At 67.1% G+C, this 11,185-nt stretch carries 13 protein-coding genes; all 13 read left to right on the plus strand.

Features of this window, described 5'->3' with window-relative positions; all coding sequences use genetic code 11:
• Positions 1–73 precede the first annotated feature (73 nt).
• A complete protein-coding gene (locus tag X907_RS03795) occupies positions 74–895 on the plus strand; it encodes a type II secretion system protein N (RefSeq protein WP_127565714.1) in 822 nt (273 codons plus the stop codon).
• Positions 892–2,820, plus strand: coding sequence for a type II secretion system secretin GspD (gene gspD / locus X907_RS03800; RefSeq protein ID WP_127565715.1), 1,929 nt, complete (start codon positions 892–894; stop codon positions 2,818–2,820). The genes X907_RS03795 and gspD overlap by 4 nt, the downstream gene beginning before the upstream one ends.
• Before the next feature lie 8 nt (positions 2,821–2,828).
• On the plus strand, positions 2,829–4,304 hold the full coding sequence (gspE, locus tag X907_RS03805) for a type II secretion system ATPase GspE (RefSeq protein ID WP_127565716.1): 1,476 nt from the start codon (positions 2,829–2,831) through the stop codon (positions 4,302–4,304).
• Positions 4,291–5,523, plus strand: coding sequence for a type II secretion system inner membrane protein GspF (gene gspF, locus X907_RS03810; protein WP_127565717.1), 1,233 nt, complete (start codon positions 4,291–4,293; stop codon positions 5,521–5,523). The genes gspE and gspF overlap by 14 nt, the downstream gene beginning before the upstream one ends.
• Before the next feature lie 18 nt (positions 5,524–5,541).
• Positions 5,542–5,988: a type II secretion system major pseudopilin GspG gene (gene gspG, locus X907_RS03815; protein ID WP_127565718.1), complete on the plus strand. Its 447-nt coding sequence runs from the start codon at positions 5,542–5,544 to the stop codon at positions 5,986–5,988.
• Entirely contained in the window at positions 5,985–6,491 is a 507-nt protein-coding gene (locus tag X907_RS03820) for a prepilin-type N-terminal cleavage/methylation domain-containing protein (RefSeq protein WP_127565719.1), read from the plus strand. The genes gspG and X907_RS03820 overlap by 4 nt, the downstream gene beginning before the upstream one ends.
• Positions 6,481–6,849: a type II secretion system minor pseudopilin GspI gene (gspI, locus tag X907_RS03825; RefSeq protein ID WP_127565720.1), complete on the plus strand. Its 369-nt coding sequence runs from the start codon at positions 6,481–6,483 to the stop codon at positions 6,847–6,849. Before X907_RS03820 ends, gspI begins: the two co-directional genes overlap by 11 nt.
• A complete protein-coding gene (gene gspJ / locus X907_RS03830) occupies positions 6,846–7,487 on the plus strand; it encodes a type II secretion system minor pseudopilin GspJ (RefSeq protein ID WP_170175452.1) in 642 nt (213 codons plus the stop codon). Before gspI ends, gspJ begins: the two co-directional genes overlap by 4 nt.
• Positions 7,484–8,470, plus strand: a complete 987-nt coding sequence (gspK, locus tag X907_RS03835) for a type II secretion system minor pseudopilin GspK (protein ID WP_127565722.1) — start codon at positions 7,484–7,486, stop codon at positions 8,468–8,470. The genes gspJ and gspK overlap by 4 nt, the downstream gene beginning before the upstream one ends.
• The gene (gene gspL / locus X907_RS03840; RefSeq protein WP_127565723.1) at positions 8,467–9,687 is read left to right on the plus strand and encodes a type II secretion system protein GspL; all 1,221 of its coding nucleotides are present in this window, start codon (positions 8,467–8,469) and stop codon (positions 9,685–9,687) included. Before gspK ends, gspL begins: the two co-directional genes overlap by 4 nt.
• Complete coding sequence (gene gspM / locus X907_RS03845; protein WP_127565724.1) at positions 9,684–10,175, plus strand: type II secretion system protein GspM; 492 nt, start codon at positions 9,684–9,686, stop codon at positions 10,173–10,175. The genes gspL and gspM overlap by 4 nt, the downstream gene beginning before the upstream one ends.
• Positions 10,172–10,915: a type II secretion system protein N gene (gene gspN / locus X907_RS03850; RefSeq protein WP_127565725.1), complete on the plus strand. Its 744-nt coding sequence runs from the start codon at positions 10,172–10,174 to the stop codon at positions 10,913–10,915. The genes gspM and gspN overlap by 4 nt, the downstream gene beginning before the upstream one ends.
• 62 nt (positions 10,916–10,977) lie before the next feature.
• Complete coding sequence (locus X907_RS03855; RefSeq protein WP_127565726.1) at positions 10,978–11,181, plus strand: SlyX family protein; 204 nt, start codon at positions 10,978–10,980, stop codon at positions 11,179–11,181.
• The last annotated feature ends 4 nt before the right edge of the window (positions 11,182–11,185 follow it).

The following is an 11,185-nucleotide window of genomic DNA, read 5'->3' on the forward strand; positions in this document are numbered from 1 at the left end:
TATATGGCTTTGCAAGACTGTCACGAACTTGCGCTACACGGCTTGATCAAAAGCGGGTGGACAGCGTGAGCCAATGACCAGTTCCGGGCGCAGCCAGATGGATCAGGGCGCCAGATTCCAGCGCCTGCCCGGCCTGTCCCGCCGCGTGGCCTCCACGCTGGTGTTTGCAACCGAGCTTGCCCTTGTGGTTCTGGCTGGAGCGCTGCTGGCCTCGCTGGTCTGGACGCTTCTCTACGGCAGCTACACCACCGCCTTGCCGGCCCCTTCAGCCGCCATCGACGCGCGCAGCAGCCAGAGCGCCGCCCGGATGACCTCTGCGTCCGCCACAGGGCTTTTCCGCCAGGCTGGCGGGTCTGCCGCGCCCAATGTGGAGATATTGCCCGAGAGCCGGCTCGGATTTGCGCTGTTCGGTGTGCGCACGGGCGCAACGCCCCAAGAGGGCAGTGCCATCATCGAGGCCGGTGCCGCCGGGCAGCGCAGTTACCGCGCCGGCAGTGCGCTGCAGGACGGGGTTACGCTGGATGCGGTTCATAATGACCGGGTGGTCATAAGCCGCAATGGCAGCCGCGAAGTGCTCTATCTGTCAGAGCGCGCGCGGACCCGGCGCACGGCGCCTGCCGAGCCGCTGCAAGCCGTCACGCTGGCAGGTATCAGCCTGTCGCCGCACCCGCTGCAATCGGGCGGTGAGGGGCTGCGCATCGACAATATCCCGCCCGCGCTGTCGGCTCTGGGGCTCCAGCCCGGCGACATCATTGCCTCGGTCGAGGGTGAAGCGCTCAGTCCCGAGCGGGTATCGGCGCTCTCGGCCGGTCTGGCCGATGGCATCCTGCCTGCCAGCCTGCAGTTCGAACGGGGTGGCGAGCGGCTATCCCTGCAAACAAGGTCAAACCCATGATTGTCCGCATTGCCGCCATATTGGCGTCCCTCGTCCTGTTCTCGGGTGTCTGTGCTGCGCAGAGCGAGGAGCGCACCACGCTCAATTTCCGCAATGCGGACATGACCGCCTTCATCGAGGATATGGCCGCCCTGACCGGCTATACGTTCGTGGTCGACCCGCAGATACGCGGCGTCGTCACCATCACCTCGCAAGGGCCGGTTACGCGCGAGGAGGCCTTCCAGGTCTTCCTCGCCACCTTGCGCGTGCATGGTTTCAGCGCCGTTCCGACGGCACCGGGCGTCTACCAGATCCGCGCCGAACGCGAAGGCGCGCGTTCCGGCGCGCCGCTCGGGGGCGATGACGGCCTGTTCAGTTCCTCCGTTGTGCGCCTGCAATCAGCCAGTGCGCGCGAGGCCGTGCGCACGCTGGGGGCCATGTCGAGCGCCGTTGGCACGCTCAGCGCGCTTGAAAGCGGCAATTCGGTCGTGATCGTGGACTATGCCTCCAACGTGTCTGCCATCGAGCAGGCGCTGCGCGCGCTGGACCGCGACAGCACCGTCGTGGAAATGGTGTCGCTGGAAAACGTCTCGGCAGACGAGATGGCCCGCATTATCGAGCGCCTGCGCCAGCCTGCCTTTCAGGGCGAGGACAATCGCCGCTTCGCACTGAATATCGCGCCCGTGCCTGCCTCCAACACGCTGCTGATCCGCGGCGAGATGAGCGCTGTCCGGGACATCATTGCGCTGATCCGCCGGGTCGATGCGGTCAGCCGTTCCAACCAGAGCTTCCGCGTAATCGCGCTGAACCACGCCGATGGCGCGGCCCTGCTGCCGATCCTGGAACAGGTTTCGGTCAGCCTCACGCCCGCCGACAGCGAGGGTGGGGCGGCGCGGCGCGCCTCCATCGCCCATCACGCGCCCACCAACACGATTGTGGTCAATGCCGATCCCGATCAGCTGCGCGAGCTGGAACTGGTGATCCGCCAGCTTGATGTGCGCCGCCCGCAAGTGCTGGTGGAAGCCATCATTGTGGAGATTTCCGATCAGACCGCGCGCGATCTGGGCTTGCAGCTTCTTCTGTCGGGCAATGCGGGCAGCTCCACGCCCTTCCTGACCACACGCTATGGCGCGTCGCCCGATATTCTGGCCGTTGCGGGCGGGCTGGCTGCACGCGGCGATGATGACGCGTCTGAGAGCTTGCGCGAGGCGGCGATCCAGTCGCTCCTGCGCTCCAGCGGCGCGCTGATCGGGGTGGGCGGACAGAACTCGAACGGGGCGATCTTCGGCGCGATCCTCAATGCGCTGGAGGCCGATACCAGCTCCAACATTCTCTCTAAGCCTTCGATCCTCACGCTCGACAATGAGGAAGCCTCCATCATTGTCGGCCAGCAGATACCGATCACGACCGGCGAGGTGCTGGGATCGAACAATTCCAACCCGTTCCGTACCATTGAGCGGCAGGATGTGGGCGTACAGCTGCGCGTCCAGCCGCAGATCTCCGATGGCGACACGATCCGGCTGCATCTGCGGCAGGAAGTGTCATCCGTTGCCGGGCCTGTCAGCCAGACCTTTGCCGAGCTGGTCACCAATAACCGCGCAATCGAGACCACGGTGCTGGCCGATAATGGCGAGATCATCGTGCTGGGCGGGCTGATCGAGCGCGATGAGCAGCGCGCCGATAGCGGTGTGCCGGGCTTGCGCCGCGTGCCGGTTCTGGGGCGCGCTTTCCGCAATGAGGGCCGCTCGGACCGCCGGACCAATCTTGTCGTCTTCATCCGCCCCACCATTGTCCGCAGCGCCGCCGACATGCGCGCGCTGGCGCTGGAAGCCTACGCAAACGCGTCCGAAGAACAGCGCCGGGCCACGAACGGGCGCGGATCGAGCCTTGAAGACGTGGTGCGGATGATGATGGACGCGCCGTCTGCTCCGGCGGACGGTCAATAGGGGCAGGCATGGCACCGGGCCTTCTCACATACGCCTTTGCACGCGAGAACGGCATCGCCTTCCAGCCCGGCGAGACGCCAGGATTCCTGATGCGTCAGGGCGCGAATGTGCTGGCCCTTGGTGAAGCGGTGAGGGCGGCAGGCACCATGGCACCGGTGCGCACGCTCAGCGATGCTGCCTTTGACCGGGCCCTGTCTGAAATCTACGCCGCCAATGCGGTTAGCGCCTCGCGCGAGGAAGCCGGACAGGGCGACAGCCTGTCACGGCTGATCGAGGACATGCCGCAGGCTGAAGACCTGCTGGCATCCGATTCCGAAGCGCCGGTCATCCGCCTCATCAACGGTCTGGTGGCCGATGCCGTAAGGGCAGGGGCGTCCGACATCCATGTCGAGCCGTTCGAGGACCGGGTATCGGTCCGCTTCCGCCTTGATGGCGTGCTGGACGAACGCGTCAGCCTGCCGCCGCATCTGGCACCGGCGCTCGTCTCCCGCCTGAAAGTGATGGCCCGGCTCGACATTGCCGAGCGGCGCGTGCCGCAGGATGGCCGGGTCACGCTCACCCTTGCCGGGCGGGGTGTTGATGTGCGTGTCTCGACCCTGCCATCGCGCCATGGCGAACGCGTGGTGATGCGCCTTCTGGAGAAAAATAGCGCGCTGATGGCGATTGATGCGCTTGGCATGCCGGCGGGCGTCGCAGCGGGCTATCGCCGCGCGCTGGATCAGCCCAATGGCATCATCCTCGTCACCGGCCCGACGGGCTCGGGCAAGACGACCACGCTCTATGCCGGCCTTACCGCCCTCAATGACCAGACGCGCAATATCCTCACCATCGAGGACCCGGTGGAATATGCCGTGGACGGCATCGGCCAGACGCAGGTGAATGCCCGTGTCGGGATGACGTTTGCTGCCGGATTGCGCGCCATACTGCGCCAGGACCCGGATGTGGTCATGGTCGGCGAGATACGCGATGGCGAGACGGCGCGCATCGCCGTGCAGGCCAGCCTGACAGGCCATCTGGTCCTCTCCACCGTCCACACCAATTCGGCGGCTGCCGCGATTGCACGCCTGCGCGATATGGGCATTGAGAGCTATCTGCTCGCGAGCACGCTAAGCGCGGTTCTGGCCCAGCGCCTCGTCCGCCGCCTCTGCCCGCACTGCCATGAGCCGTACGAGGCAAGCGAGCGCGAGAAGGCGCTGGCGGGCGTCTCCGGTCCGCTGACGCTCTATGCGCCGCGCGGGTGCGAGGCCTGTCACCATACCGGCTTTGCCGGGCGGCAGGGCGTCTATGAAATCATCATGGTCGACGAGGCCTTGCGCGGCCTGATCCACGACAATGCCCGCGAGACAGAGCTCGCCCGTCATGCCTTTGCGCGCGGGGGCGGGCTGTTCGAGGCGGGGCTGGAGCTGGCGCGCACCGGCGCGACGACACTGGCTGAAGTGCTGCGGGTGTGCCGGGAGGAGGGCGAACGCGATGCCCGCCTTTGAATATAGCGCGCTGGACACAAGCGGCCGCCGCACGCGCGGCGTCATCTCGGCGGCGTCCGGCACGGCAGCGCGCGCAGAGCTGCGCCGCAGGCAGCTTGCCCCTTTGAGCGTTGAACGCGCCGATGAGGCGCGCCGTGCAGGCGAGAAAGCTTTCAGCCTCTCAGCGTTCAGGCGCGCGCCGTCCATGCCCGCCTCTGCCCGGCTTCTGATGACGCGCCAGCTGGCGACGCTGGTGGAGGCAGGTCTGCCGCTTGCCGAGGCGTTGCAGGTGGTGTCCGCTCAGACAACAAGGCCGGAGGCGCGCCGCATCCTCATCGCCTTGCGCGAACGGGTGCTGGAGGGGGAGCGCCTGTCGGCGGCGATGGCCGGTTTTTCGGCAAGCTTCCCACCCGTCTACCGCGCCATGGTGGCCGCTGGTGAAAGCTCCGGCGCGCTGGGCCAAGTGCTCGACCGGCTGGCCACGCATCTGGAAAAGTCTGCCGCCCTGTCGCGCAAGGTGATGACGGCCCTCATCTATCCGGGCGCGCTCGCCGTGACGGCGATGGCCGTGATCTGCGTCCTGATGGTCGCCATCGTACCGCGCCTTGCCGCCCAGTTCGACACGATGAGCATTACACTCCCGGCTCTCACGCGCGCCGTGATCGCCCTGTCGGAATTCCTGCAGGCCGGATGGCTTTTCCTGCTCATCGCGCTGGCGCTCGCCATACTGGCCGTCAGGCTGGTCCTTCGCCGTCCGGCCATTCGCGCCCGGCTGGACCGGGCAAGCCTCTCTTTGCCGCTTCTGGGCGGGTTCCTGCGCAAGCTGGAGGCGGCGCGCTTTGCCCGGACGTTGAGCGTGCTGCTGGCGGCAGGAACAGTGCTGCCGGATGCTCTTCGGGCGGCCCGCAAGGCCACAACCAACGCCCATATCGGCGCGGCGCTCGATGCGGTCACGGCAGAGGTGGAGACAGGCCGCACGCTCTCGTCCTCGCTGGAAGGCGCGCGCTTCCTGCCAGCCCTGACCCTGCACATGATTGCAGCAGGCGAGCGTTCCGCCGCGCTGGAGACCATGCTGCCGCGCGCCGCCGACCAGCTGGAAGGCGAGCTGGAAGCGGCCAGCTCCACTGCGCTCAGCCTGCTTGAGCCTGCCATCATCATCGTCATGGGCGCGGTCGTCGCCCTGATCGTGCTCTCCATTCTCCTGCCCATCCTCCAGCTCAACACGCTGGCGCTCAACTGATCCCGAAGGAGGCCTGACATGCGCGTGCCGACACGCTCAAAGGATACCGAAGCCGGCTTCACGCTGGTCGAGATCATGGTGGTGGTCGTGATTATCGGCCTGCTGGCGACGGTGGTGGTGCTGAACGTGCTGCCAAGCCAGGACCGCGCCCGCATCGAGAAGGCGCGCGCAGATATTGGCCGCATCGAGCAGGCGATCGAGATGTTCCGCCTCGATATGGGCCGCTACCCCACAACCGATGAAGGCCTTGAGGTGCTGGTGACGGCGCCCGCCGATCCGCGCCTTGCCGCGCGCTTTCCCGAAGGCGGCTATATCAATCGCCTGCCCGAGGACCCGTGGGGCGGCGAGTACCAGTATATGTCGCCAGGCGAACATGGCCGGTTTGATGTCTGGTCACTGGGCGCCGATGCCCGGCCCGGCGGGGACGGCAATAACGCAGACATAGGCAACTGGACCTCGCGATGAGCAAAGCCCGCCGCCAGCGCCATGAGAGCGGATTTTCGCTCATTGAGGTGATGGTGGTCATCGCCGTGATCGCGCTTGTCTCGGTGGTGGCGGTGACGCAGATCACGCCGCCGCGCAGCGCCGCTGAAAATGAGGCGGGGCAGCTCGCCCTGCGCCTTGAAATGGCGCGCCGCCTCGTGCTGGTGACGGGCAGCCTGATCGGTGTGTCGGTGGACGCCGATGGCGGGGGCTATGCCTTCATGGACCTGCATCGCGAAGGCTGGCGGGTGCGCCATGGCGACCGCACGCTTGGCCCGGCCCGGCTGGCAGAGGGCGTACGGCTCACCCTCGCTGGCGGGCAGACCGCTGACGCTGCAGCAGGCGATGCCTTGCCGGTGCCGGATTTCTGGTTTGACCCGCTGGGCAGCGAGCCGCCGATAGTGCTCGAGCTCAGAGGCACTGGCCGGGATTATCGCCTGACCGTCTCTGCCTTGCGTCCAGTGGAGGTGAGCGATGCGCGCTGATGCAGGCTTCTCGCTTGTGGAAATGCTCGCTGCCCTCGTCGTGCTGGCGATAGCGGGCGTCGCTTTGGTGCAGGCGCTCACCCAGTCGGCGCGCGCGGCGACGCTTGCCGAGGACCGCGCGCTGGCAGCTTTGGCAGCAGAGAATGTACTGGCCGAGTGGCGGCTGGAGCGTGCCGGGCCGCCGCGCGATGCCTCCGGCCAGTATGCGTTTGCCGGGCGCGAATATGAATGGCGGATCGCGGTCAGCCCGACCCCGGAGGCGGGCCTCGTTGCCGTCAACCTCGAGCTCTCGCCTGCAGGCCATTTCACCCGCTCTTCGGTTTTCACACTCACCCATTTCGAGCGGGCAGAGCGATGACGCGCGACGCCGGTTTCACACTTGTCGAGGTCATGGTGGCCTTAAGCGTATTCGCGCTGATTGGCACGATGTCTACCGGGCTTCTCGTCACCACAATCGATGCCCGCGAGCGGCAGGAAGCAGCGATTGAGCGCCTGTCGCAGCTGCAGCAGGTCCGCGCGCTCTGGCGCGATGACGCGGCCCACATGCTGATGCGCCCGCACCGCACAGAAGACGGCGGCTATGGCGGCGCGGCCCTGTCCGGGCGCAGCGTCACATTCTTTTCACTGGACGATGAGGCTGGCGGCCATCTGGCGGCCTTCACCCGGCGGGGCAGGGCCAATCCGGGCGAGGCGGCAGACCGTTCCAGCCTGGTGCGTGTCATCTGGCGCGTTGAGAACGGCGTGCTGCTTCGCGAGACATGGCTGTCTGCCGATATGGCCCCCGCCTCGCGGCCGCAGACCATGGTGCTGGCCGAGGGCCTTGAAGACGTTTCCGTCAGCTTCCGCTATGGCCGCAACTGGCTGGACGCTCCGGTGCGTCCGGGGTCCTCCGGCGAGGTGCCAATGCCGGACTCCATACGGCTGATCTATACCGACGCGCTGGGCCGAGAGATTGAACATATCGCTCTTACCGTCGCCGCAGGAGGTTCCTCATGAACGCGCGGCACGAGGAGACAGAGCGCGGGGCAGCGCTCATCACGGCCCTGATGGTCGTCGCCTTCATGGCGGCGGTCAGCGTGTCGCTGGTGGAGATGATGCGCGGCCATCTGCAGCGCACCGGGGTGATCGAGGACCGTCTGCAGGCCGCCGCTTATCTCGACGGCGCGGTGAGTTACGGCGAAGTGTTGATTGCGCGCTTCGCAGGGGATGCAGACCAGCGTTTCACCCCTGCAGGGCCGTGGGACGGGGAAATCCGCATCTTCCCGCTCGATAATGGCGAGATGGCCGCCCGCGTGCGCGACCGCAATAACTGCCTGAATATCAACGCCCTGCACACGCAAGGCGGCGATGGAGAGGCAGACCGGCTGGCGGCCGCCCGCATGCGCGCGCTTCTGGCGGCGTTGGGCGTACCGCCCGGCGACGCCGAAAGCCTGATCGCGCAGGCCGCCGACTGGATTGATGTTGACCGCACGCCCCGCCCGGGCGGCGCCGAGGACGACACCTATCTGGCGCGATCCGAACCGTTCCGCGCCGCCAATCAGCCCTTTGCCGAGCTGTCCGAGCTGCGCCTGCTGCCGGTGATGAACCGCGCGCTTTATATGCGCGCTGCGCCGTATCTGTGTGCCCTGCCGACGAGCGTGCAGCCCGCGCTGAACGTCAACACGCTGCGCCGGGAGGAGGCCGTTCTCATCACCGCAATTACCGAAGGCGCGGTGAGCGTGCAGGCCGCCGGGCAGGCCCTGTTCCGCAGGCCGACGACCGGATTTGAAAGCCTTGAGGCACTCTGGGCTGATCCCGCCTTCGCGCCCTTGAGCGCGGAGGAGCGCCCGGCAAGCGCAGTGGCGCTGCGCTCGGAATGGTTTGAGTTGCAGGTGGAGGTGCGGCTCGGCGAAGCGCGCCTGTCGCGCATCCAGACCGTGCGCATGGACCGGGCGGGGCGGTTTTCGCGCCTGACGCCCGTGCAGGGAGCTGTTCTGTGAGCGCGCGCCTGATCATAAACCTGCCCGTCGCGGCGGACGATGCGCTTCGCTGGTCGCTATGCAGCGCATTCGGCGATGTGCTGACCTCCGGCGAGGGTCTGGAGACGTTCGCACTTCCCGCCGGCACCACCGTCTCCGCCACAATCGCGATCATTCCGGCGGGCCATGTCCATATGCGCCGCCTTGTCATGCCTGCGCGCAGCGACAATGCCGCCCGGCAGGCAGCGCCCTTTGCGCTGGAGGAATATCTCGCCACGCCGCTCGACACACAGCGCATCGCCTGCGGCGCAGCCGATGAGAGCGGCGCGCGCTGGGTCGCCGCCCTTGATGCCTCTCTCGCCGAGCGCTGGCAGAACGCTCTGGAGGCGCTCGCCATCCGCCCGGTCTTCGCCATCAGCGAAGCCCTGCTGCTTGACCCGGCTGAGGGCGAACTTGCGCTCGCGGTGCATGTATCCAGCCTGCTCTGGCGCTATCGTGCGGGCACTGAGGACGCAGCTGGCAGCATCCCCGAAGCGCTGGCAGACATGATGATCCCGGCGCTGATCGCCCGCCATCAGCCTTCGCGCATCACGCTGGCGGGCGGGGAGGGCAATGACGGGTTACAGCCCGGGCAACTCCCTCTCCATCGTACCGGGCCGCTGGATCCCGTGCAGGCGGCGGCCAGCCTCGATATGGCGCAATTGCAGCTGATGCCGGCCCTCTTTGGTGCTCGCCTTGCCGCCTCGCTGGACTGGCCGGCCCTGCTGAAACCGTGGCGGCGTGTGGCCGGGCTTGCCGGTGTAGCCGCCGCTCTCGCTCTGGCGGGCATTGGCGCTGAGGCTGCGTGGCTTGCCGGTGAAGCCCGGCGCTATGAGGAGGCAGGCCGCTTGGCGTTTGCCGAAGCCTTCCCTGATACCCGCCGCATCGTCAATCCGCGTGTCCAGCTGGCTCAACGCCTGCGTGAGCTTGAAGCCGTCGATACAGGCGGCGCTGGCTTCCTGCCCCTGGCGGGCGCGCTGGCCGAAGCGATGCAAGGCATGCCCGGCATCGAGATCGTGGCCGTGCGGTTTGAGGCGGGGCAGGCAGCCCTATCCGTGTCAGCCCGCTACCGAAGCTTCGACGATTTCGAGGCACTGCGCGGTGCGGGTGAGGCGGCAGGTCTGGATATTGCCGATGCCGGAGCGCGTCAGGGCGCGGACGGGGTCAGCGGCGAGTTTGTCGTGAGGTGGCGCGAATGATCGAAGCTCTTAAATCGCGCTGGCAACGCCTGAGCGTCCGCGAGCAGGGCCTCCTGATTATGGCCGGGGCGCTGGCGATGGCCTGCCTTGCCTGGTTTGGCGCGTTTCAACCGGCCTTGAGCTGGCGTGAGAGCGCCCGCACGGCCTATGTCGCCGCGGCCGATGATTATCGGCAGATTGGCGCTGGCACCGCCCGCCTCACCGCCCTGACAGCTTCCGGCGCAGACACGGTTCTGGAACGCGAGCCGGTGCGCAGCGTCGTGGCCGGGTCTGCCAGCCGCGCCGGGATAGTGCTGTCGCGTGTGCTGCCTGATGACGCTGGCCGGTTGAATATCTGGATCGACAGTGCGGATGGTCCCCGCCTGATCGGCTGGCTGGAGACCCTCTCTCGCGATCATGGCGTGATTGTCGTGCGGGCGGGTATCGAGCAGGCGGGGCGGGGAGGCGAACTGCGCGCCCAGCTGCTTCTGGCAAGGAGCGGCGCATGAGGCGCACCATCCTGCTGGCCGTCGCCGGTGTCATCGCGTTTGTTGCAGCGGCCATCGCCCTGATGCCTGCCAGCGTCGTTCATGCGCTGCTTCTCCAGCCTCGCGGCGTTCAGGCAGCCCAGATAACCGGCACGATCTGGAGCGGGCAATGGCACGCGGTGCAGGTCCGCTCCGTGCATCTGGCACACGTGGAGGGCGCGCTGGACGCGGTCTCGCTGCTACAGGGCCGCCCGGCCCTGCAGGTGCGGATTTCAGACCCGCGCGGGCGCGGCCAGGGGCGCGTCGTATTTGGCGATGGCGGCGTTGAGCTGCACGGCCTGTCCGGGCGCGTTTTGCCTGCTGGCCTTGTTCCCCTTGCCGGGCTTGGCCGGGCGGCGCTTGGTGAACCTCTGGTGTTTTCCGATGTCCAGGCCCGTTTCGGGCCGCGTGGCTGCGAGACGGCCTCCGGCGGCGTCCGCTTTGGCGGGCTGCTATCCCTTGATACAGGCGGCGCAGGCAGCTTGCCGGTTCTCGATGGCAGTCTGGAATGTGCGGGCAGTCTGCCCGCCATTCGGTTTGCCGGCGAAACGGCAGATGTCCGCATTGACGGGCATGTACGGTTCGGACCAGAGGCGGCGAGCTGGTCGCTGAATGCCGAGCCGCGTACCGGCGCAATGGCAATGGTCTTGCGCTCTATCGGGTTTGATGGCAGCGGTGACACCTTGCGCAGCGAAGGCCAGACCGGCTGGGATGCGCGCTGACCTGCCGCTAACGGCCCGTCACTCCGCAAATCCGGCCAGTGTGAAGACAAGCGAGCTGCCTCATGACCGACATCACCCGCCTTGACACCCTTGAGATTCACATAGCCCAGCAGCAACAGGCCATTGACGATCTGTCCGAGGCACTGGCGCTGCAGCAGAAGGACATCGAACGGCTGAAAGCCCAGCTTCACCGCTCTGACAGCCGGATTGCGGAGCTGGAGGCGGGCCTGCCCGCCGCCGCGTCTGAAAAGCCGCCGCACTACTGAGCTT

The sequence above is a fragment of the Glycocaulis alkaliphilus genome, from assembly GCF_004000605.1.
GTDB classification, from domain to species: Bacteria; Pseudomonadota; Alphaproteobacteria; order Caulobacterales; family Maricaulaceae; genus Glycocaulis; species Glycocaulis alkaliphilus.

Excerpts from the sequence above, each read along its gene's own strand:
- X907_RS03855 (WP_127565726.1), top strand. The coding sequence starts at position 10,978 with ATGACCGACATCACCCGCCTTGACACCCTTGAGATTCACATAGCCCAG.
- gspJ (WP_170175452.1), top strand. The coding sequence starts at position 6,846 with ATGACGCGCGACGCCGGTTTCACACTTGTCGAGGTCATGGTGGCCTTA.
- gspM (WP_127565724.1), top strand. The coding sequence starts at position 9,684 with ATGATCGAAGCTCTTAAATCGCGCTGGCAACGCCTGAGCGTCCGCGAG.
- gspF (WP_127565717.1), top strand. The coding sequence starts at position 4,291 with ATGCCCGCCTTTGAATATAGCGCGCTGGACACAAGCGGCCGCCGCACG.
- X907_RS03795 (WP_127565714.1), top strand. The coding sequence starts at position 74 with ATGACCAGTTCCGGGCGCAGCCAGATGGATCAGGGCGCCAGATTCCAG.
- gspG (WP_127565718.1), top strand. The coding sequence starts at position 5,542 with ATGCGCGTGCCGACACGCTCAAAGGATACCGAAGCCGGCTTCACGCTG.
- gspK (WP_127565722.1), top strand. The coding sequence starts at position 7,484 with ATGAACGCGCGGCACGAGGAGACAGAGCGCGGGGCAGCGCTCATCACG.
- gspE (WP_127565716.1), top strand. The coding sequence starts at position 2,829 with ATGGCACCGGGCCTTCTCACATACGCCTTTGCACGCGAGAACGGCATC.
- X907_RS03820 (WP_127565719.1), top strand. The coding sequence starts at position 5,985 with ATGAGCAAAGCCCGCCGCCAGCGCCATGAGAGCGGATTTTCGCTCATT.
- gspI (WP_127565720.1), top strand. The coding sequence starts at position 6,481 with ATGCGCGCTGATGCAGGCTTCTCGCTTGTGGAAATGCTCGCTGCCCTC.
- gspN (WP_127565725.1), top strand. The coding sequence starts at position 10,172 with ATGAGGCGCACCATCCTGCTGGCCGTCGCCGGTGTCATCGCGTTTGTT.
- gspD (WP_127565715.1), top strand. The coding sequence starts at position 892 with ATGATTGTCCGCATTGCCGCCATATTGGCGTCCCTCGTCCTGTTCTCG.